The organism is Archangium minus (genome assembly GCF_044360475.1).
Classification (GTDB): Bacteria; Myxococcota; Myxococcia; order Myxococcales; family Myxococcaceae; genus Archangium; species Archangium minus.
The window spans coordinates 9,441,782-9,463,838 of record NZ_CP043494.1 but is presented as its reverse complement, the minus strand read 5'-3'; the positions used below and the strand labels follow the sequence as shown (position 1 = coordinate 9,463,838).

General features: G+C 65.2%; 17 protein-coding genes and 2 tRNA genes. 16 read left to right on the top strand and 3 right to left on the bottom strand.

Annotated features, from left to right (window positions below; translation table 11 throughout):
* Positions 1-538: 538 nt before the first annotated feature.
* Positions 539-1,519 (top strand): hypothetical protein, encoded by a 981-nt coding sequence (locus F0U60_RS38535; RefSeq protein WP_395807169.1) that lies wholly within the window; start codon positions 539-541, stop codon positions 1,517-1,519.
* 114 nt (positions 1,520-1,633) lie between these two features.
* On the opposite strand, the gene F0U60_RS38530 is transcribed toward F0U60_RS38535, so the two are convergent.
* Positions 1,634-2,845, bottom strand: coding sequence for a M23 family metallopeptidase (locus tag F0U60_RS38530; protein ID WP_395807167.1), 1,212 nt, complete (start codon positions 2,843-2,845; stop codon positions 1,634-1,636).
* A 511-nt stretch (positions 2,846-3,356) separates the two neighbouring features.
* Between F0U60_RS38530 and F0U60_RS38525 the strand changes: the two genes are divergently transcribed.
* The 10 genes from F0U60_RS38525 to F0U60_RS38480 all read left to right on the top strand — a co-directional run bounded on the left by F0U60_RS38525 (position 3,357) and on the right by F0U60_RS38480 (position 15,594).
* Entirely contained in the window at positions 3,357-4,307 is a 951-nt protein-coding gene (locus F0U60_RS38525; protein ID WP_395807165.1) for an acyl-CoA desaturase, read from the top strand.
* Positions 4,304-4,570, top strand: coding sequence for an acyl carrier protein (locus F0U60_RS38520; RefSeq protein ID WP_395807163.1), 267 nt, complete (start codon positions 4,304-4,306; stop codon positions 4,568-4,570). Before F0U60_RS38525 ends, F0U60_RS38520 begins: the two co-directional genes overlap by 4 nt.
* A 39-nt stretch (positions 4,571-4,609) precedes the next feature.
* Positions 4,610-5,494 carry a class I SAM-dependent methyltransferase gene (locus tag F0U60_RS38515; protein WP_395807161.1) on the top strand — a complete coding sequence of 295 codons (885 nt, stop codon included), beginning with the start codon at positions 4,610-4,612 and terminating at the stop codon, positions 5,492-5,494.
* A 13-nt stretch (positions 5,495-5,507) separates the two neighbouring features.
* Positions 5,508-6,434, top strand: a complete 927-nt coding sequence (locus tag F0U60_RS38510) for an acyl-CoA desaturase (protein ID WP_395807159.1) — start codon at positions 5,508-5,510, stop codon at positions 6,432-6,434.
* Between the two features lie 9 nt (positions 6,435-6,443).
* Positions 6,444-7,406, top strand: coding sequence for an amidohydrolase family protein (locus tag F0U60_RS38505; RefSeq protein ID WP_395807157.1), 963 nt, complete (start codon positions 6,444-6,446; stop codon positions 7,404-7,406).
* A gap of 8 nt (positions 7,407-7,414) precedes the next feature.
* Positions 7,415-9,142: a fatty acyl-AMP ligase gene (locus F0U60_RS38500; RefSeq protein ID WP_395807155.1), complete on the top strand. Its 1,728-nt coding sequence runs from the start codon at positions 7,415-7,417 to the stop codon at positions 9,140-9,142.
* 31 nt (positions 9,143-9,173) lie between these two features.
* Positions 9,174-9,677, top strand: coding sequence for a PaaI family thioesterase (locus F0U60_RS38495; protein WP_395807153.1), 504 nt, complete (start codon positions 9,174-9,176; stop codon positions 9,675-9,677).
* A gap of 30 nt (positions 9,678-9,707) precedes the next feature.
* The gene (locus F0U60_RS38490) at positions 9,708-10,604 is read left to right on the top strand and encodes an alpha/beta fold hydrolase (RefSeq protein ID WP_395807151.1); all 897 of its coding nucleotides are present in this window, start codon (positions 9,708-9,710) and stop codon (positions 10,602-10,604) included.
* Positions 10,605-10,628: 24 nt separating this feature from the next.
* Positions 10,629-11,462 carry a thioesterase family protein gene (locus tag F0U60_RS38485; protein ID WP_395807149.1) on the top strand — a complete coding sequence of 278 codons (834 nt, stop codon included), beginning with the start codon at positions 10,629-10,631 and terminating at the stop codon, positions 11,460-11,462.
* Between the two features lie 175 nt (positions 11,463-11,637).
* The gene (locus F0U60_RS38480; RefSeq protein ID WP_395807147.1) at positions 11,638-15,594 is read left to right on the top strand and encodes a protein kinase; all 3,957 of its coding nucleotides are present in this window, start codon (positions 11,638-11,640) and stop codon (positions 15,592-15,594) included.
* Positions 15,595-15,724: 130 nt separating this feature from the next.
* Here F0U60_RS38480 and F0U60_RS38475 read toward each other — a convergent pair.
* Positions 15,725-15,801 (bottom strand) — tRNA-Asp (locus F0U60_RS38475).
* 34 nt (positions 15,802-15,835) lie between these two features.
* Positions 15,836-15,907: transfer RNA gene (locus F0U60_RS38470), tRNA-Val, on the bottom strand.
* Positions 15,908-16,098: 191 nt separating this feature from the next.
* Here F0U60_RS38470 and hemE point away from each other — a divergent pair.
* The 5 genes from hemE (at position 16,099) to fadJ (ending at position 22,020) form a co-directional block, all read left to right on the top strand.
* Positions 16,099-17,136 carry a uroporphyrinogen decarboxylase gene (gene hemE / locus F0U60_RS38465; RefSeq protein WP_395807145.1) on the top strand — a complete coding sequence of 346 codons (1,038 nt, stop codon included), beginning with the start codon at positions 16,099-16,101 and terminating at the stop codon, positions 17,134-17,136.
* Positions 17,137-17,220: 84 nt separating this feature from the next.
* Positions 17,221-17,781 carry a hypothetical protein gene (locus F0U60_RS38460; protein ID WP_395807143.1) on the top strand — a complete coding sequence of 187 codons (561 nt, stop codon included), beginning with the start codon at positions 17,221-17,223 and terminating at the stop codon, positions 17,779-17,781.
* Positions 17,781-18,350: a hypothetical protein gene (locus F0U60_RS38455; protein ID WP_395807141.1), complete on the top strand. Its 570-nt coding sequence runs from the start codon at positions 17,781-17,783 to the stop codon at positions 18,348-18,350. The genes F0U60_RS38460 and F0U60_RS38455 overlap by 1 nt, the downstream gene beginning before the upstream one ends.
* A gap of 125 nt (positions 18,351-18,475) precedes the next feature.
* Positions 18,476-19,780, top strand: coding sequence for an acetyl-CoA C-acyltransferase FadI (gene fadI, locus F0U60_RS38450; protein WP_395807139.1), 1,305 nt, complete (start codon positions 18,476-18,478; stop codon positions 19,778-19,780).
* Complete coding sequence (gene fadJ / locus F0U60_RS38445) at positions 19,780-22,020, top strand: fatty acid oxidation complex subunit alpha FadJ (protein ID WP_395807137.1); 2,241 nt, start codon at positions 19,780-19,782, stop codon at positions 22,018-22,020. The genes fadI and fadJ overlap by 1 nt, the downstream gene beginning before the upstream one ends.
* Positions 22,021-22,057 lie beyond the last annotated feature (37 nt).

Below are 22,057 nucleotides of genomic sequence, written 5' to 3'. Positions count from 1 at the left end.
GGCCCGGCCCCCTGCGCAAGAAGCACCGCAAGGAGCAGCTCGGCTACCAGGACGAGTACGAGCACCTCTACGAGCGAACGCACGCCACGGTTCGTCGCCGGGCGGAGGGTCAGCTCGAGAGTGGAGGTGCTGTGGGTCATGGTCCGTTCAATAAGAGGCTCGCGAGTATGCACCAGAACAACCCTCAATTGCAAATCAGAGGGGCGCTTCTCCTTTCCAGCGGCCTTTATCACTGGATGAGACGTGTTGAATTTTCTTCAGAACAGAGAGGACCGACTGGAAGTTTCCAGGTTGAGTGGGTCGTGTGGATGGGGCACGACTTCGCCAATCACCTGAAAGGGTCCCTCCCTGGTGACTTCAGTCACCACCTGGTGATTGGAGTCACCACAGGGGAACCCACCGCGAGCTCCGCAGCGCGATGCCCCAGCTGGAAAATCAACGACTTCCGCCGCCCACTGCGTGGCATGCGCGCTGCAGAAGGACATGGCAAGAGCTGCCGTCATGAGCTGGGTGGAAACCTATGTACAAACTCAACACGATGAGTCCGTCCCTTTCGGCCGCCAGGATTCGGCTGCCCTCCAACCCGTCCCTTTCAGCCGCCACGGCCTCGTCGGAGGTCGCTGGAATCGCGGGCGCGGCAACCCTCGGCGGCGCCCTGGGCACGTCTGGGCTCCGTCGCGGCGTGGTGGATGCGTTCGAGGCCGGTGGCCTCCAGGGCGCGCGCCTCGGTCTACCCGCGGCCGAGAAAAAGGACACCTTTGAGCGCGCCGCCTCGGATGGGACTGCCATCCCAAAGCCTACGGATAAACGGCCGCGGGGGGATACCCGCTCGGCGGCGGAGATCGTCAAGGACAGTCCCGTGCTGTCCAAGCTTGGCCGTCAGAAGGACATCAAGTTCGAGCAGCTCTGCAAGCAAACGGGAGTCGACCCCAAGCTCTCCCTGACGGATTCTCGCCAGAACCCCGATGCCGTCTATCGGATGACCAAGGTGCTGGAGTACATCGACAGCTCCAAGGATTCCAGCGGTGGGGACAGGACGAGCAAGGTGAAGGGCGGACGGGGAGACGGCAATATCGAGGGCATCACCAAGAGTGGAGATGCCAGGCATGGAACAGAGGCTGGACTGCTCAAGGACTTCGCTGAGAAGGGGTACGGTGCCCTGAACGCCGAGCATCGGCTAGACACCACGTCTGACACTCACGTCAAGAAGGACGGGAGCAACAAAGACAACTTCCAGTGGTTCGCTGGGGAGGCTGGCAAGAAGCTGTGGTTCATCCCGGGAGTCAGCAATGTCCTGACGGGGATTGGTGAATCGGAGGGTGGATTCCTGGGCGCGCTCGAGGGTGGATTGGGCGGGGTGGTCAAGACCTGGAAGGGGGCCGCCGAGGGAGTGTTTGGAGCCCTGACGACTGGAAGGGTGAACCCTCTCTCCATGGCACTGGGCGCTTACACGGGCGCGCTGGGAGAGACCGATGCCGCCCCCGAAGAGGTGAAGGACCTCGTCAACATGCTGCCTTGATCGGCGCTATCTCTTCCTCCGGGTGGAAGATGGCGCGACAGTCGCCCGATTCCTGTGGGAGTCGGGCACCGTCGATGACGGGCCTCCCTGGATGAGGTCGCCTGCCTGGTACAGCTATCTCGTTTTGGCTTCCTTGAAGTCGACCCGCATGTCGCGAATCGGAAGTTCGCGCGTGCGCTCTTCTGTACCGCTTTCCGTCCTGAGCTGGTACCGGTCAATGACGTGAGGTAGGCCTTCTGCCCCCAGGATGTGCGGCGCGTTCGCCAGCTGAAAATGCAAGTGTGGCTCGCGGGAGTCACCGGAGTTTCCGATACGGCCCAATCGTTGGCCCCGTCGCACACGATCGCCTTTCTTCACGGCAATGCTGCCCGCCTGCAGATGGGCGTAATACGCGAACTGTCCGCCGCCCAGGTCCAGGACGACACGATTTCCTGGGGCCGACTCCATCGTGACAGGCACGGCCGTACTGAACCCCGCCGCGGTACGAGGCACATTGTCCGGCATCCCATCCACGGTGCTGACGACCGTGCCTTCGGCCACCGCCAGGACGTCTTGGGCATAGGCATGGTAGGAGCGGACGTCGCGCGCATCGCCGGCGAACGAGGCGTCGTCCTTGAGCCGCTTCCAGTCGATGGCGTAACGGCGGGAAATCCGGGCTGCACCGTCTGTCGTGAACAGTCCCAGCCGGTGGTGGGAGGTATTGCTCGGCCCGTTCGCGGCGATCCACCCCGCCCCCGAGACAGGCGGTGCCAGTACTCGCAGCGGCGTATGTGCAACCTCGACGTCCGTGCTATCAAGAACGGCATTCTCGAGGACAATACGGTGACGCAGCCTGTGCGGAACCTGCGAGCTCTCCTCGAACGCCAGGCAGAAAAATGCGACGGCAGCCCGACCGCCTGCAAGCCGGACTCCGTCGTCTCCTTCGCCGGACGCGGCTTCGCTGCCGAACGGCACCAACAGCGACTGAAGTTGCTGCGCCTCGAATGCCGCGATCGGCTTTGCACCCGGAGCATCCACGGCGAGGACTTCCATTCCGCTTATCTTCATCGCGGCATCCGAGAAGTTCTGCAGATGCACTTCGTAGATCAGGTATTTGCGGCCTGCGCTGGGAAACGCCGTCGGTTCGAACGGTGTGCGGATCTGGAGCTGGGGCGGGGGAAAGACGGGGGCGCTACGCGTGACGGCTGGACGAGCAGCCGCAGACGGCCCGACCATCCGGCAACCCTCTGCGGGCTCCGCGAATGTCGCGGCCTCGGCGCTTATACAGGTCGAGGCAGCCAGCAGCATTGAAGTCAGCCCACAGCGGTAGAGCAGATTGGTCGGCATCTTCCATCCCTCGGTTGTCAGCGCGCGCGTAATGTAGCGGAGCCTGGGCCGCAGATTCGGACGTTCTGCGCACAGATTGGGACTGCGGCCACCTCTGGTCCCCTAAACAGGAGAGGAGGCGGCGAGCGTGGAGCCTGACACAGGTGGGTGCTGGCCCCCTGTAGGCCCTGCTCACGGGCGTGGGCCTCGATGCCGAGTGCTCACGGTTGGTCGTCAGCCCCTGCTCCGTCCATCACTGGCGCAAGCCCAGACAGCGGAAGGGCACTTACCTCAGGACCATGGCACCGCCCGGTTCGTCGGCCGCAGAGGAACCGGGAGCCATCCGGTGAGCATGCAGGACATCCGGAGGGAGCGTCACACCACTGCCCTCACCACTCCCTCATATCATGAACGATTGGCACCTGGGCCACGAGATGGGAAGCGACCTCAGCAGGCGAGGTCTTGTGGGAGGGGCTGAATTTCATGACTGCTAAAACAAGCGTCCTCTGTGGTGGGACTTGAGAGGTTTTCGGTGTCGAAAATCCACGAGCAGGCGCGATTGGATCAAATGTTGGCTGTCGTTGTGACGGTGGTCCCGACGCTGGGTACTGCCGCGGCGATAGCGCTATGGTGGGCGGGTCATGCGCCGGCAGCATCGGAACTCATCACGGCTGCGGTCCTCTACATCGTCACTGTCATTGGCCTGGAGGTCGGATTCCACCGACACCTGGCGCATCGGGCATTCAAAGCCCGTCCGGGTCTGCGCGCGGCCCTCCTCGCGGCCGGGTCCATGGCCTTCCACGGGCCTGCCATCTGGTGGTGTGCGATCCACCGTCGCCACCACACGCTGAGCGACCAGGAAGGCGATCCGCACTCCCCCAGGCTCTCCGGGGATGGGGTCTGGGGCAAGCTGAAAGGCTTCTACCACAGCCACATGGGTTGGCTCTTCGCTGCCGGTTCGACGCGTCCCGAGAACTGGCGTGATCGCGTCAAGGACCTCTATGAAGACGAGCTGGTCCTTCGCCTGCATCTTCAATATTACGTCTGGTTGATCCTGGGCCTGCTCATTCCCATCGCGGTGGGTGGCTTCGTGCATGGAAATATCTTTGGGGCCTTGATGGGGTTTCTCTGGGGCGGCATGGTCCGCATCTTCCTGGTGAATCAGTGTATCTGGTCTCTCAATTCGCTGTGCCACCTGATAGGAAAACCCCGCTTCCGCACCCGGGATGACAGCAAGAATAGCTTCACGCTGGCGCTGTTCACGTTTGGTCAGGGTTGGCACAACAACCACCACGCGTTTCCAAGCTCCGCGTACACGGGACTCAAGTGGTGGCAGATCGACTTCGGAGGGTGGGTCGTGTGGATATTGCGGTCCTTGGGGCTCGTCTGGGATGTGCGCAAACCGACCCCGAAGATGATTGCCTTCAAAGAACTCTATACAAGCCTAGAAACCAAAGCCGTGGATAGGGAGGATGTCCCATGAGCAGCGCAGCAGTCGCCAAGAAGCAGACCGGGGAATGTCGTGAGTGGATGTGCAACTACCTGGCCAGGAAGCTGGGCATTCCGTCCGAGCAGGTGGATACGAAGAAGACGTTTGACAGCTTTGGACTGGACTCGGCCGAGGCCGTGCGCATGGTCGGTGATCTGGAGGACTTTGTCGGCCATCGGCTGTCTCCGAGCCTGCCCTATAAGTACCCAACCATCGACGCCCTCTCCCAGCACCTGGAGGCGGGGAAGAAGCGCTGAGCGCGTCAACCATTCGTCAACCGGGACAGGGACATCGCCATGTCAACACGCATTTCACAGGAGCAGGTCGGCGCCTCGAAAGAGGCCATTCAGTACCATTACGATATTGGGAACGACTTCCTCGCCCTGGCTCAGGAGGAGACCCGCACGTACTCCTCCGCGATGTGGGAGGAAGGTGACACGCACGAGCAGGCCCAGCTTCGCAAGCTGGACTACCACATCGGGCAGATCCGCGCTCAGGGCGCCGAGCGAATTCTAGACATTGGCTGCGGCTGGGGCTCGCTGATGAAGCGGTTGGTAGAGAACCACGGCGTCAAGAAGGTCGTGGGGCTCACGCTCAGCCAGGAGCAGAAGAAGTACATCCATGAGGCCATCAGGCTGCCCCAGCTCGAAGTGCGGCTGGAGAACTGGCAGGACTACAAGCCGAGCGAGCCTTTTGACGGCATCATCTCCCTGGGTGCGTTCGAGCACTTCGCGAAGATCAACGAGGACAAGATTGAGGCCTACCGGCGCTACTTCCAGCGCTGTTACGAGTTCCTCAAGCCCGGTGGCCGGATGTCCCTTCAGACGATGGCCTACGGCGATGTGCCCCGCGACCGCAAGCACAAGGACCTGTTCATTGCCCGCGAGGTGTTTCCGGAGTCGGACCTGCCCTATCTGGCCGACATCGTCCGCTCCTCCGAGATGCTCTTCGAGGTCGAATTCCTGCGCAATGATCGCCATGACTACGTCAAGACGATGCGGGCCTGGTTCGAGAACCTGCGCCGCAACCGCGAGAAGGCGCTCAAGCTGGTACCCCTCGAAGTGGTGGAGCGCTACGAGCGGATGTACCGGACGATGAGCTACTCGTTCGAGCTGGGGGCCTTCCACCTCTATCGGATCACCTTCCGGCGCATCGAGCCCAACCGCTTCGGCAAAGACTGAGCCTTCGTGTCCCATGAGTGAAAATGAGCGGCTTTCCAATGCGTCCCTGCTGCGCCACAGCCTTGTCATCCTCGTGCCGGCCATCGGCACGGGTGCGGCCCTTGTCCTGTGGTGGAGCGGGATCGCGGTGCCGAAGGCGGCTGACTTCATCTTGCTGGGGGTGTTCTACGTCTTGAACATCCTCGGGATGGAGCTGGCGTACCACCGCTACTTCGCGCACCGGTCCTTCCGGGCACCCCGCGCGGTGGAGATCGCCCTGGGAGTGCTCGGCTCCCTGGCCTATGTGGGACCGATCATCTGGTGGGTGGCCGTCCACCGCATCCACCACAAGAACACGGACCAGGAGGGAGATCCGCATTCCCCTTGGTGGCCGCAGTATCCCGGCCGTTTCCGGCGGCTGTACCACGCCCATGTGGGGTGGCTGCTGGATGCCCGGTGCGCGCGGCCGGAGCAGTGGGGCCGGTACGCGATGGACCTGTACAGGGACCCGGTCCTGTTCAAGTTCCACATGATGTACGACTACTGGCTGGTGCTCGGGCTGGCGCTTCCGGCAGCCATTGGCGGCCTCATCCATGGCTCGCTCCAAGGGGTCCTGCTCGGGTTTCTTTGGGGTGGCACCGTGAGGGTCTTCCTGGCCACCAACGCCATCTGGAGCGTCAACTCCGTAGGGCACGCCCTGGGCGGGCGACGCCCACTGGCGGCCCGGGACAACAGCAGGAACTCGTTCTGGCAGGCCATCGTCACGCTCGGCGCTGGCTGGCACAACAATCACCACACCTTCCCGGCCTATGCCGTCACAGGCCTGCGCTGGTGGCAGGTGGACCTGACGGGCCTGCTCATCCGGTTCCTGGCACTCGTCCGGCTCACGCGTGACGTGCGCATCCCCAAGCCGGAGGCAGTGGAGGCCAAGAGGAAGAAACCCCTGGCGACAACGACCTGAGCACACACCATGGCCACTCAAGAACATCACGCCGCTTCTCCGCGGAGGCCGCGCGCCTTCGACGTGCACGTGCACCTCTTCCCTGGCATGTTGGCGCGCTTCATCTGGAGGTGGTTCGAAGAGAACGCCTGGCCAATCCGGCACAAGCCCGCCCCCGAGGAGACGTTCGAGCTCCTCGCCCGCTACGGAATCGAGCGCATGGTCGGACTCTGCTACACGCACCAGCCCGGCGTCGCCGGCATGCTCAACGACTTCATGGCCGAGCTGGTCGCCGCCAATACCGAGCGGCTCGTCGGCTTCGGCACTGTCCTGCCCGGGGAAGAAGGGTTCAAGGACGAGCTCCGGCGTGCGCTCGGGGAGCTCAACCTCTCCGGCATCAAGATTCACTGTCACGTGCAGAAGATTGCACCCGATGACGACCACATGGGGCCGGTGTTCGACACCATCGCGGAGACGGGCAAGGTCCTGCAGATCCACTGCGGTCCAGTCTCGAAGAGCAACGCCCACAAGGACGAGATCGACGAGCTGTGCGCCGTGCCTCGCTTCATCCGCGCCATGAGGCGCACGCCGGACATCAAGGTCATCGTGCCTCACATCGGGTACGACGAGGTCCAGCTCTACCTCGACATGCTGGATGAGTTCCCGAACCTCTACCTGGATACGGCCATGGCATTCGGTGGGTACCGGGTGGCCCGGGGAGAAGAGTTGCCGGACGCCCGGCCGCTCGCGATGAAGACCTACGAGAAGAACCGCAAGCCACGCCTGCCTGAGCCCTGGAAGCCCGCACTCGAGCAGCTCGTTCCCCAGATCCTGGAACGGCCGGATCGGTTCCTGTTTGGCACCGACTTCCCCAATCTCCCGTATGACCCGGATCTGGAGATGCGCGAGCTGGAGCGTTATCTGCCCGAGGAGGTGCTGCGCAAGGTGCTCTGGGACAACGCCGCCGCGCTCTTCGGGTCGGCAGGGAGGTAGGGACATTCATGGAGAGGCACAGCCAGGCTCCCCGTTTCAGGTCACTCGCAGAGATCATCGAGCATGCCGGCAGGGAGCAGCCGGACCTTGAAATCTATCGCTTCGTCGAGGAGGGGGAGCGTGTCGTCTCAAGCCTCACCTGCGGACAGCTCCTGCGCAGGGTTCGAGGGATCGCCAGCCTGCTGGCGGCCTCCGGCCTCGTGGGCGAGCGGGCGCTGCTCCTCTACCCGCCCGGGCTCGAGTTCCTCGTCGGGTTCGCCGCGTGCGTCTACGCGGGCGTCGTGGCGGTCCCCGTGTATCCGCCAGACCCGACGCGGTTGGAGAAGGCGCTGCCGCTCCTGCTGGGAATCATCCAGAACTCGCGGCCCCGGGCCATCCTCGGAGACTCCATGACGCTGGGCCTGGCTCGCATGCTGGCCAGTGAAATCGAGGGCGCGGACGAGAAGGTCTGGCTTGCGACCGACGAGGTCGCCGAGTCGGCGGAGCTCGAGCTCGTGAGGCCACCCTCGGAGGAGACCCTTGCGTTCCTGCAGTACACGTCAGGCTCTACGGGTACTCCCAAGGGGGTGGTCCTGACCCATGGAAACCTGATCCACAACCTGTCTGTCATCCAGGCGCGGTTCGAGCATACACGCCAGAGCAGGGGAGTGATCTGGCTGCCCTCGTATCACGACATGGGCCTCATCGGCGGAATCCTGCAGCCGCTGTACGCGGGGTTCCCCGTGGTGCTCATGTCGCCCTTTGACTTCGTGAAGAAGCCCATCAACTGGTTGCGCGCTATCAGTCGGTTCCGGGCGACCACGAGTGGCGGGCCCGCGTTCTCGTTCGATCTGTGCACACGCAACGTGCCGGACAGCGAGCTCGAAAAGCTGGATCTCTCGTCGTGGAGCGTGGCCTTCGTTGGCTCCGACATGGTCCGTTGGGAGGGCCTGAGTGCCTTCTCGAAGAAGTTCGCCCGCTGCGGCTTCCGCGTGGAGGCGTTTTACCCGTGCTACGGGCTGGCCGAGTCCACGCTATACGTCTCTGGCGGCGACAAGGCGGCCGCACCGGTGGTGCGCTCGATTCCCGTCCAGGATGGTCGCGAACAGCAGGTCATGGTCGGTTGCGGTAGGGCCAGCGCTGACAGCGAGCTCCTCATCATCGAACCTGACACGCGCACGCCCGTGGCGGAAGGGCAGGTGGGGGAGATCTGGGCGCGCGGGCCGAGCGTTGCGCTTGGGTACTGGGAGAACCCCGAGCTGAGCGAGGAGAGCTTCGGCGCTCGGCTCGCAGGCGATGACTCCCAGCGCTATCTGCGGACGGGCGACCTGGGGCTCATCCACGAGGGGGAGCTCTTCATCACCGGGCGCATCAAGGAAGTCCTCAAGATCCGTGGCAAGAACCACTTCCCTCGAGACATCGAGGTGACGGCCGAGGACAGCGATCCCCAGATGCTGCGCCGGGGCTGTTCGGCTGCATTCGTCACGAATGATGATGCCGAGCTCATCGTGGTCGTCGAGGTGCGCAAGTCCGACGGAGGAGACGTGGCACTGCCGGAGGTACGCGCCGCGGCGATTTGCGAGAACGTACGCAGCGCCATCACCGCGAGCCATGGGCTCTCCGCGGCGGGTGTCGTGCTGGTGCCGCCCGGCACGGTGCCGAAGACATCCAGCGGCAAGATTCGACGCGTGGCTTGCAAGGACATGTATCTTAGTGGTGAGTTGCCCGTGCTTGGTTCATGGCGTCGCAGCGGGTGAACGCAAGTGCATGGGACAGGAGGGTTGCACCATGACAGAGGACACCAGGCCAGGAAGCAGGAGCCGCACGGTTTCTTGGGCGGATATCCACGAGATTGGCGCGCATGCCAGGAAAGAGGACTATCTGCAGGGGTGGGCCGAAGGGCGTTACCCACCTCCGCCCATCTGCGAGTCCATGGGGATTCGCCTGGTAGAGGTAGGCCGGGGGCGAGCAGTGTTTACAGGGACTCCCGCCGAATACCATTACAACCCCATGGGCACGGTTCACGGGGGGATGCTGTCCACGCTCATCGACAGTGCCTGCGGTATCGCCTGCATGTCGCTGCTGCCTCATGGCTCGCGGTGGACGACGGTCAACCTGAGCGTCTCCTTCTTCCGCGTGGTGACCGAGGCGACGGGGCTCATTCGCTGTGAGGGAGTGGCAGTCCACCACGGGCGAAAGATCGTCGTCGCCGATGCCACCATCCTCTCTCCGGACGGAGAGCAGGTTGCCTCGGGTCGCGCCACCTGCCTGGTGCTCGACGCTCCACGCTGAACTCCCCGGAATGGAGGGGCTGTGATCAATGTGACATGGATCGATAGCTTCCGACTCCGCGCCCGTGCTGGCAGCATCAAGGAGGGCTGGGCGGCGGGCTCTCGCCCCGGGGTTGCGTTTCACGCGCTGCCACAAGCCACCCTGCGGGTGAGGACCGGCGGAACGCGCAAGGCGGACTGGCCCACCGTCGTGATGGTGTGCGATCCGCCGAATGTCCTCGAGCACTTCGATGATGTGTTCGAGAGGCTCACGCCACACGGCAGGGTCGTCGTCTTCGAACCGCCCGGGTTCGGCTTCTCATGCCCGAGTGCATCCTTTCGCTTCACCTTCGACGAATACCTTGCCAGCATCGAGAACCTGCTGCGTAAGCTGGATGAGGGGCCCTACGTGCTCGCCTTCACGTGTGTCTGGGCGCACATCGCGCTCCAGATCGCGGCGAAGGAACCCGGGCTGGTTGCCAGGCTGTTGCTTTGGCAGAGTCCCTCATGGGAGCAGCAGGTCACCTGGGCTCGGAACGTGGACAAGAAGAGGCTCCTGTCTCGCCCCCTTTTCGGGCAACTGGCCACCGCCTTGAAGCCCGAGAAGATAGGAGATGGATGGTACAGGTCGGCGCTGGCCAAGAACCGTCACCCCGACTTCATGCCCAAGCTGGAGCAGGCCCTGCAGAAGGGCGCCTTCTGCTGCCTGGGCTCGCTCTGGCAGCAGTGGTTCCATGGGTACACGCCATCGCCTGTGAAGGTGAAGCAGCCGGCGCTCGTGAGCTGGGGGCTGGCGGATCGCACGCACGCGCGCAGTGACAAGGAATCCATCGCGAGCCAGCTCTCCGAGGTGAAGTGGCACAGCTTCCAGCACGCGGGGCACTCTCCTGAGTTGGAGGCGAGCCAGGAATACTGCGACCTGCTCTGCAATTGGATCAAGGAAGCCTGAACCGGGGAGGTGTTTTCAATCGCCATGTCAGAGACACCCGTCACGGAGCTGGAGTTCGTCGCCCGCAGCTATGAGGTGGATGCCGTGCTGGAGCTGAAGCCGCTCACCTATATGAACTGGCTTCAGGAGATTGCGTGGGAAGCAGCCAGCGCTGGGGGAGTGCCTCCTTCCTGGTTCCTGGCCAGGAACATGGCGCCCGTCTTCAGTGTCTCCCGGTTCGAGAAAGAGCACCCCATCCGCTACGGGGACCGCATCCTTGCCCGGACGTGGTTCTCCACGATGGAGGGGCACACGGCCCACCGGGAGTTCGAGCTACGACGCGCCAAGGACGGCAAGGTGGTCCTTCAGGGGCGCACCGAAATCATCCTGGTGGACATGAAAGCCCGCGCCCCAACCCCCTGGGGTGAGCTCGTCGAGCGGTTCAGGCCCAACGGGCAGTCCTTCTACAACCAGTATCAACCCGCGGCGGTGACTCCGGCCGCGGAGGTCGTCTCCTTCCAGGTGAAGCGCTCCGTGCAGCCTGAGGAGATTGATATGGCCCGACACGTCAACAATGGCTTCTACCTGCGGTGGATGACGGATGCGTTGTACTCCTTCCTTCATCCAGGGCTGGGCGACGCCATCCATGAAGCTCGCCTCCAGTCTGTCCACTTGCAGTTCGGCGCGCCCCTCACTCTGGGGCAGGACGTGCTCATTTCCGGCCAGATGGCGGGGGTAGGAGAAGGCATCAGCCGCTGGAGCTTCCAGGTTTCCCCTGTCTCCAACAACCGCCGACCCGCCACTGCTCAGCTGACCCTCCGTTGGACCCCCGAATGGTCCGCCCAGCTCAAGCCGCAGCAGGGGGCGGTCACGCGCTAGCCGGCTACTTGACGACGAAGCGACTGCCTTCGTGGACACCGCGACCGAGGGCCTTGGTTCGACACCTTCCCGGCCCCCCTCCAGGTAGCCAGTGCATCGGAAGCACGTGCCCATCACAACGCCACGCATGCCACACCACCATGAGCAGAGCTGGTGGACGGAGAAGGGCCCTGTGATGAGCCGGAACATGGATGGGCGGAGCCTCGAAGAAGGCGAGTCGGACTTCAGCGACACGTTCCTGCTGCAGTTCAGAGAGTCAACCGCCCCCCTCCTTCTCCCCCAACCAGGAGATCTGCTTGGTGGGCAGCGCGGAGAGCGCTTCGAGCTTCTCGAGCAGTTGGGCCAGGGAGGCATGGGCCAGGTCTTCCGCGCCTGGGACGGGGAGCTGCAGCGCCATGTAGCCCTCAAATTCATCCATCCCTTCACGGACATCTCCGGCTCGACACTCACGTCACTCCTCAAGGAGGAGGCACGAGCCATTGCCCGGCTCGACCACGACAACATCATCCGCCTCTTCGATATCTCGGAATGGCGACCCACCCACTCCGCCGTTGTCCCCTTTCTTGTCATGGAGTGCCTGAAGGGAAAGTCCCTCTCCGCTCACCTGCGCCAGGGCGCGCTGGGCTGGGACCAGGCCCTCGCTGTCTTCCATGACGTGCTCGCGGGGTTGGCGCATGCCCACGAGAACCAGGTCATCCACCGCGACCTCAAGCCAGGCAACGTCTTCGTGCTCGAAGGGGGCCGCGCCAAGCTGCTCGACTTCGGGCTGGCCCGGCTTGCCATGAACTCGGGGAGCGCCTCCATCCGTGGGCTCGGGCAGGTGGGCTCGCCTCCCTACATGGCCCCGGAGCAATGGCTGGACACTCCGCACGACGCCCGGACCGACCTGTGGGCCGCTGGTATCCTGTGCTACCTGTTGCTGACGGGAAAGCACCCATGCCCCAGCGACTCCGTGGAGGAGTTGCGTGACTGGGCCCTCAGTCCCAGGCCGCTGCCGCCCGTGCGCGACAGCCACCCGGAGCTGCCCGCGGAGGTGGACGCCTTGCTCGGCAAGGCCACCGCACGTGAGCCAAAGCACCGCTTCCAATCCATCCACGAGCTCTCGGAGGAACTGAAGGCTCTGGAGCGCAGGCGCGAGGCCGCCCGGAAGGGCCCGCCAGCTCCGCGACGCGCGCAGGTCACATTCGTCTGCTGCGTCATGGCACGCCCTACCGAGCCGCTCGACGACGAGGCGCTCGGGGAGCAGCAGGACCACTTCCAGAGAGCCTGCTCGGAGCTCCTCCAGCGCCATGGCGGCTCGGTGCTGCAGTGCATGGGAGACGAAGTGCTCGCCTGCTTCGGCCACCCTCGTGCCGAGGAGGACGCACTGCTGCACGCGGTGCGGGCGGGGCTCGCGTTGGCCTCGCTGCGGCAGGCGCGCTTCTCGGTACGGGTGGGCCTGCACACCGCCTCCGTCGTTCTGAGCCCTCTGCCCTCGACATGGCAGAGCGGCAACACCTCCGCCATCCAAGGAGATGCACACGTCCTGGCCATTCAGGTGGCACGTCAGGCCCAGGCCGGGACGGCGTTGTTGAGTCAGAGCACGCATCAGGGGCTGCGCGGCGCCTTCATCACCGAGCCCCTCGCTCGCGATGATATGGGGGCCGCGCCCGTCTCCCTCCACCGCTTGGTCCGCGAGCGCGAGGAGCCACTGCGCTTTGAACGGACGCGCCCTCCCGGGCTCACGCCGCTGGTCGGCAGGGACGACGAGTTGCGCCAACTCCGGGAGCACTGGGAACAGGCGCGGCGGGGACACGGGGCCCTTGTGCTGCTCCAGGGTGAGGCCGGTATTGGCAAGTCCCGGCTGCTGAGCGAGCTGCGCGAGCAGGTGGGCGCCGAGGTGGGGGCCCAGGCCGTAGCGCAGTGCTGGCAGGAGTCCAGCACCAGTCCGCTCTTCCCGGTCAGCCAGCTGCTGCGTCAGCTCTTCGCCCTTCCTCCGGAGGCCCCACCGGAGCAGCGGAGGGAGCGCGTCATCCAGCGGTTGGAGGAGCTGGGTGTTTCCCGCGAGGAGCACCTGCCCCTGCTCGAGTCCCTGCTCCGCCTGTCCGGCGCCGAAGCCCCTCTCCCCGGAGGCGCGGAGCTCCGGCAGGCGCAGCTCCTGGAGCAGCTGGTCACCCTGCTCCTGGCGCTGACCGGGTCCCTGTCCCCGACAGCCGACCCCGCCCTGCTCATCATCGAGGATCTGCACTGGGCGGACCCGTCCACCCTGGACCTTCTGACCTCTCTGCGCGAGAGGGTCCAGCCGGCCCGGCTTTGTGTGTTGCTCAGTGCCCGCCTGGAGCTCCGGCCGCCCTGGCCTCCCACGCCCGGTTTCCACCGGCTTGTGCTGCCTCGATTGTCATTGGAGCACACGCTGCATCTCGTGGCCAATGTGACCCACGGCCAGCACCTCTCCGAGAAGCAGCTCCGTCAACTCCAGGAAAAGACAGACGGAATCCCTCTCTTCATTGAGGAGATGGCCCACATGCTCCTGAGCGAGGCCTCGCCCTCTCACCGCCTCGCGGACGCTCTAACCATTCCCATTCCCTTGCAATCCCTGCTGCAGGCGCGATTGGACTCCCTCCCAGGGGAGCAGCGGGACCTGGCCCGGCGCTGCGCGGTCATTGGCCGCGGCTTCTGTCCCTCCTTGCTGGCGGCTTGCGTGGAGCAGCGGGACGAGGCGCTGAGCCAGGGACTCGAGGGGCTGGTGGCCGCCGGGCTGCTGCGGCGGTGCGAGGAGTCCTCGGAGGTTCAGTACGAGTTCCGCCACGCTTTGCTGCGGGAGCAAGCTCGCGAGTCGCTGCCCCGCTCCGAGCGGCGCCGTGTCCACCAGCGCATTGCCCGGCACATGGCCGCGCGACTCGCGGACCCCTCCGAGTTCCCCCCGGAATGGGTGGCCCACCACTTCACCCAAGCAGAAGAGTGGGCCCAGGCCCATCTCTGGTGGAGGGATGCGGGGCGGATGGCTATGGCACGCCGGGGCTACACGGAGGCAGTGCACCATTACCAGCAGGCCGGTCATGCGCTGGAGCAGCTCCCCCCCGACGCGGGCCATGCCGCGGAGGAGTTACGGCTCCTGCTGGAGCTTGGGGTGCCAATGCTGGTCACCCGGTGTCCCACGAACGAGGTGAAGGGCCTCTTCCTTCGTGCCGAGGAGCTGTGCCGCCAATCCGGAGCGACCGAGCAGCTCCCTCCCGCACTTGTTGGCCGCTTCATCTGGCTCCTGGAGCATGCGGACTACACGGAGGCGCTTGGCACGGCGAAGAGCCTGATGGACTTGGGCGAAAGCACACACCAGCCGGAAGTGCGATCCGTGGGATTCGTGGCGATGGGCATCTGCCTGCTCTTCCAGGGAATGCCGCGGCAAGCGCTGGAGCTGCTCGAGCGGGCCCGCGAGCTCCAGGGGCCGAGCTTCCATCCCGAGCAAGAGCGGGTGCTTTGCCAGGCGTATTGCTTCTCGCCACGCGTCATGGCCCTCATCTTCTCGGCCCTGGCTCGGCTCATCCTCGAAGGACCCCGGCCAGAAGCCCGGAGCGACTGTGCTCAGGCCCTGCACTACCTGGAGACGCTCCACTGCCCCATGACGGCGTCCGTCACGCTGATCTATGCGGGCATCTTCTTTCAGCAGAGCGGGGAGGTGGCGCAAACCCTCGCGCTGACGTCGAGGTTGGTCCCCCTGCTGGCGCAATACAACCTGTCGAGCTGTGGAGTGGAGATGGGGGAAGTCCTGCACGAGTGGGGGTTGGACAAGCAAGGAGAGGCAGGTGGACTGCGCGCGCGCATCGAACAATGGGCGGAGGCTGGGATGCGCAAGGGGCTCTCCTACTGCTTCGGTCTGTTGGCCGAGCTGCACCTGGAGCGAGGAGAACTCGCCCTCGGGTTGGAGGCCGTACGGGAAGCCTTAGACTGGGTGGAAGCGCTGGGGGAGCGTTTCTACGAGGCTGTGCTGCACCACTTGAAGGGGCAGTTGCTCTGGAAGTGGGGAGCGGGCGGCGCGGCACGGCTCAGCCTCACGAAGGCATTGGAGGTGGCTCGAAGCCAAGGGGCCGCGTTCTTCGAGCGCCGGGCGGCCGAGACGCTGGCGCACATAGAGAGAGAGGGCCAAAGAATTTGAGCCCGGGGAAGGTGTCAACGCGAGGGGGTCGTTTTTGCTTTCGCTCTCCATGGGCTCCGCGACGAAGGAAAAGGCAGGTGGGGGAGGAAAGACGAAGGGCCCGGAACCTTGCGATTCCGGGCCCTTCTATTGGCGAGGAGTACGGGACTTGAACCCGTGGCCTCCGGCGTGACAGGCCGGCGTTCTAACCAACTGAACTAACTCCCCACGACACTCAACTGCACCTACCACGACTACTGCTTGGGCGGAACAGGGATTGAACCTGTGACCCTCGCCTTGTAAGGGCGACGCTCTACCGCTGAGCTATCCGCCCCTCGCTTGCGTCACCGCGTTGCGACGGGGCGGCCTTGTATCGGCCACGACCATCACTGTCAAGCATACGTTTTGGAGGGACGGATCATTCCGGTTCGTCCTGACAGGAACGTTGACCCTGGCGATGGCACCTGACAACCCTCTCCCCCCGCCCGCTCCCCCAGGGAGAGCGGCAGACACGGAGCCTACCCCTTGAACGACCGCCTCCTCCGCGCCGCTCGCCGCCAGCCCACCGACACCACCCCGGTGTGGCTCATGCGCCAGGCTGGCCGCTACCTCCCCGAGTACCGCGCTGTGCGCGGCACCATCGGCTTCCTGGACCTGTGCAAGAACCCCGACCTCGCCGCGGAGGTGACGGTCCAGCCCATCACCCGGCTGGGAGTGGATGCCGCCATCATCTTCTCGGACATCCTCATCCCCGTGGAGGCCATGGGCATTGAGCTGGAGCTCGGGGACAAGGGGCCGCACTTCCCCAACCCCGTGCGCACCGCCGCTGACATCGAGCGTCTGGGTGTGCCCGACCCCGTCCAGGGTACCGGCTTCGTCGCCGAGGCCATCCGCCGCACCCGGCGCGCGCTCAATGACTCGGTGCCCGTCATCGGCTTCTGCGGCGCGCCCTTCACGCTCGCCGCGTACATGGTCGAGGGCGGTGGCTCCAAGAGCTACATCCTCATCAAGCGGCTCCTTTTCGAGCAGCCGAAGCTGGCGCATACGCTCTTCCAGAAGCTGACCGACACGCTGATTCCCTACCTGCTGATGCAGGTGGAGGCGGGCGTGAGCATCGTGCAGATCTTCGACTCGTGGGGCGGAGAGCTGTCGCCCTGGGACTACGAGCGCTTCTGCCTCCCGTACCTCACGCGCATGGTGAAGGAGGTGCAGGCCAAGGGGGTGCCCGTCATCGTCTTCGGTACCGGAATGTCCAACCACCTGCCGCTGCTCAAGCGCACCGGTGCCGACGTCATCGGGCAGGACTGGCGCACGCCGATCGACGAGGCCCGTCGCGTCCTCGGGCCCGACGTGGCCGTGCAGGGCAACCTGGATCCGCTCCACCTCTTCCTTCCGCGTGAGGAACTGGAGCAGCGCGTGGTGGACATCCTCCGCCGCGCGGGGCCCGTGGGGCACATCTTCAACCTCGGCCACGGCATCCTCCCGCCCACGGATCCGGACGCCGCGAAGTTCATGGTCGAGGCTGTGCACAAGCACGGCGCCGCGCTTCGCCAGGGCGCCTGAGCACATGACCCCGTGAGTTGACCGGGGATGTCAGGGGCACTCAGTAGGGTGGTGCGAGTGGGGTTGGGGAAGGGGATGGGGGTCGTGACGGACGAGGGCAGGAGCGGCGAGTACCAGCGTAGGGTGCTCGCGCTCGAGCATGACGAGTTACTGCTGTTGTGGAGGGACCTTCTGGAGGGTGTCTCGCCCGCCGGTTGGCCCGGCGGTGTGCTGCTGGAGTACCTCATCCTGAGGGCCTTCCAATTGGAGGGTGCCGAGGTGACCTGGCCGTACCGGGTTTACCAGGATGGGCTCCTTCTGGAGCAGATCGACGGGGTGGTTTATTTCGATGGAGTGCCCTGTCTGGTAGAGTCCAAGGACGTGACCAGACCCGTAGATACCCATGCCATCGTCAAGCTGAAAGCTCAGATCCTTCGTCGCCCAAGGATGACTGTCGGGGCGGTGTTCAACACGGGCGAGTTCTCGTCGGCCGCGTTCTCGCTGGTGCGGATGTTGCCGCCGCCGGACGTGCTGCTGTGGCGGCGAGCGGAAATCGATTGGGCTCTACGAGAACGGCGGCTCCTCGAGGGAATGAGGGCGAAGCTGCGGTACGCGGTGGAGACGGGGTTGGCCGATTTGAACCTGATGGAGAGGGGGCGCTTCTGATGGGTGTTATCATCGTGACCTCGGGGATCGTGGCCGGAAAGATCATGAGGCGCCTGGTGGATGGGCATCCCCGTTTGTGTGAGCGGGGAATCTGGATTCAGGCGGATGACAGCAGAGGCGAGGCTTCCTCCACGGCAGCGAACATCCTCGCGCGGCGGCGCGGGCCCGTAGCGGTGGTGGCTGATGCAGACTCACTCTCGCCCCACATGATCGCGGAGCAGCGGGGGTGGATTGAGTATCTCCTGGGAGAAGCAGCGCCTCCGAGCGAATGGCGGATTCTGTTGATCGCACCCGAGGTCGCGGTGCTCCTCTTCCGGGACGAGCAACTGCTGCGCTCTCTGCTGCCAGTGAGCCCCTCGTTCGAGCAGCTCATCCGGGGTCGTTACGAGCCCAACCGGGTACTTGCCGAGCTCTTCGCTCAGGCGGGTGAGCAGCCTTTTCCCGAGTCCCTGGTGCGTCGTATCGAGCAGGCTGAGCTGTCCTCGTTGTGGGCTGCCCCGGAGCTCCGTCCATTGGAGGCGTTCCTCCTCGAAAAGTTGGCTGCTCAACAGCCAGGCACCGTGCCCTGAGTCCGCCCTCCGAGGGAGCGGAGGAGGCCTTGGCCCACTCGTTGACTCCGGAGTCAATCTCCCGTTGACGCGATGCGCAACGGCTCATTAGATGCGCCTCACCACGCAGTGAAGGTGAGGAACACATGGCACGCGAGAAGCAGCGCAACGGCCACCGGCGAGTGGCCATCGTCCGCGGATTGCGGACGCCCTTCGTGAAGGCAGGAAGCGACTTCGCGAAGCTCACCGCGCTGGACCTGGGCCGCATGGTGGTCCAGGAGCTGGTGCAGCGAGCGGAGATCGACCCCAACGAAATTGACCAGGTGGTGTTCGGCCAGGTCATCCCCACGCTCACTGCGCCGTCCATCGCGCGCGAGGTGGTGTTGGCCGCGGGGTTGCCGCGGAAGATCGAGGCGTTCACCGTGGCGCGCGCCTGTGCCACGTCCATCCAGGCCATGACGACCGCGGCCAATGCCATTGCGGTGGGCGAGGCGGAGGTGGCCATTGCCGGTGGTACCGAGTCCATGTCGGACGCGCCCATTTTCACCAGCCGCCCGCTGGCCCAGGCGCTGGTGACGGCCTCCAAGGCCCGCAGCCTCGCGGAGAAGCTCAGGGCCTTCCAGGCCCTCAAGCCGCGCGACCTCGTCCCGGTGCCCCCGGCCATCGCCGAGTACTCCACGGGCCTCACCATGGGCGAGAGCGCGGAGAAGATGGCCAAGGAGAACGCCATCTCCCGCCAGGAGCAGGACGGCATCGCGCTCGCCTCGCACCAGAACGCCGCGCGCGCCTGGAAGGACGGCTTCTTCGACTCCCAGGTGATGCACGTGGTGGTGCCGCCCAAGTACGAGAAGGTCTCGCAGAAGGACAACATCGTCCGCGAGGACACGAGCCTGGAGGCGCTCTCCCAGCTCAAGCCTGTGTTCGACCGCAAGTACGGCACCGTCACCGCCGGTAATGCCTCGCCGCTCACGGATGGTGCCGCCGCGCTGCTGCTGATGAGCGAGGAGAAGGCGAAGGCGCTTGGCCTGGAGCCGCTCGGCTACCTGCTCGCTCACGCCTATGCCGCCACTGACCCGGGAGACCAGCTCCTCCAGGGCCCGGCCTACGCGGCGCCCATCGCGCTGCGGCGCGCGGGCATGAAGCTCTCCGACATCGACCTTGTGGAGATGCACGAGGCCTTCGCCGCCCAGGTGGCCAGCAACATCCAGGCGCTGGCCTCCAAGGACTTCGCCCGGAAGGCCGGCTGGAGTGCGCCAGTGGGCGAGGTGGATCGGACGCGCCTCAACCTGTCGGGTGGCTCCATCTCTCTCGGCCATCCCTTCGGAGCCACGGGGGCGCGCATCGTCACCCAGGCCCTTCATGAGCTGAAGCGTCAGAACAAGAACACGGTGCTGTGCACCGTCTGCGCCGCCGGTGGCCTCGGAGCCGCGGTGGTCCTGGAGCGTGCGTGATGGCTGCGATGATTGCTCAGGAGCTCGAGGCGAAGCAGGGCTTCACCTACCAGGTCGAGGACGGTGTCGCGGTCCTCGTGTTCGATCTGCCGGGCGAGTCGGTGAACACGCTCTCCCCCGAGACGGGCGAGGTGTTTGCCTCGCTGCTCACCCGCGCGGAGAAGGACCCCACGGTGAAGGCGGTCGTCTTCATCTCCGGCAAGAAGGACAGCTTCGTGGCCGGGGCGAAGATCGACTTCCTCCAGACCATCAAGACGGCCGCAGAGGCCACCGTTGCCTCGCGTCAGGGACAGCAGGGCTTCGACCAGCTGGACGCGTTCCCCAAGCCGGTGGTGGCGGCCATCCATGGCGCGTGTCTGGGCGGGGGCCTGGAGTGGGCGCTCGCCTGTGACTACCGCATCGCCACCGACAGCCCGAAGACGACGCTCGGATTGCCCGAGGTGCAGCTCGGCCTCATTCCCGGTGCGGGTGGTACCCAGCGGTTGCCGGCGCTCATTGGCGTGCAGGCCGCGTTGGATCTCATCCTCACCGGCAAGAACGTGAAGCCCTCCAAGGCGAAGAAGCTGGGCCTGGTGGATGAGGTGGTGCCTACACCCATCCTCCGCCAGCTGGCCGTGCGGCGCGCTCGTGAGCTGGCCGAGGGCATGCTGAAGGTGGAGCGTCCCCGCGGCCAGGGGCTCAAGGCGGTGGCGCAGCAGGGCAAGAAGGGCCTGGGCGGGCTCCTGCTGGGGCTGACCAACAAGGAGCTGTGGGCCGAGGTTGCGCTCGAGGACAACCCGGTGGGCCGGAAGATCCTCTTCGACCAGGCGCGCAAGCAGCTGCGCAAGAAGACGCGCGGCAAGTACCCGGCGCCGGAGAGGGCGCTCGAGGCCGTCCGCATCGGCGTGGAGTCCGGCCGCGCGGCGGGTCTGGAGGCCGAGGCTCGGTTCTTCGGCGAGCTGGTGGTGTCCGATGTCTCCAAGCGGCTGGTGGAGATCTTCTTCGCCACCACCGCGCTCAAGAAGGAGAACGGTACGGCCAACGCGGACGTGAAGCCGCGCGAGGTGAAGAAGGTGGGTGTGCTCGGCGGCGGCCTGATGGGCGGTGGCATCGCCTACGTCAGCTCGGCGCTGCAGGGCGTGCCGGTGCGCGTGAAGGACAAGGATGACGCGGGCGTAGGTCGTGCCCTCAAGCAGGTGCAGGGCATCTACGACGAGCGGGTGAAGAAGCGCTCGCTCACGTGGCGCGAGTCGGCCGCGAAGATGGCGCTCGTCACCGGTGGCACCGGCTACGAGGGCTTCAAGAACGTGGACCTGGTCATCGAGGCCGTCTTCGAGGATCTGGCCCTCAAGCACCGCATCATCGGCGAGGTGGAGGCCGTCACCCACGCTGACTGCATCTTCGCCTCCAACACCTCCAGCATCCCCATCACCGAGCTGGCCAAGGGCTCGCGGCGGCCCGAGCAGGTCATCGGCATGCATTACTTCAGCCCGGTGCACAAGATGCCGCTGCTGGAGATCATCACCCACAAGGGCACCGCTGACTGGGTGACGGCCACCTGCGTGGAGGTAGGCAAGAAGCAGGGCAAGACGGTCATCGTCGTCAACGACGGGCCGGGCTTCTACACCTCGCGCATCCTCGCGCCGTACATGAACGAGGCCGCGCACCTGCTGGCCGATGGGGCTGACATCGCCGAGCTGGACAAGGCGCTCGTCGAGTTCGGCTTCCCCGTGGGCCCCATCACCCTGCTGGACGAGGTGGGCATCGACGTGGCCCAGAAGGTGGGCCCCATCATGGAGGCGGCCTTCGGCAAGCGCATGACCGCGCCCAGGGCCCTGGAGAAGGTGGTGGCCGAGGGGCGCCTGGGCCGCAAGAACAAGAAGGGCTTCTACACCTACGACGGCAAGAAGAAGAAGGAGGTGGACGTCACCGTCTACGAGCTCCTGCCGCACGGGAAGAACCGCAAGCAGCTCGACTCGCGCGAGATGGCCGAGCGGTGCGCCCTGCAGATGGTGAACGAGGCCGTGCGCTGCCTGGGCGAGGGAATTCTGCGCAGTGCGCGTGACGGCGACGTGGGGGCCATCTTCGGCCTCGGCTTCCCGCCGTTCCTCGGAGGCCCCTTCCGCTACGCGGACAGCATCGGCCCCGGCGAGCTGCTGCGCCGCCTGGAGCACTTCCAGGACAAGTACGGTGAGCGCTTCACCCCCGCGCCGTCGCTCGTGGAGATGGTGAAGGCGGGCAAGACGTTCTACCCGCGCTAATCACCCGCGCTGCGAGGGGAGGGCAGGAGGCTCCAAA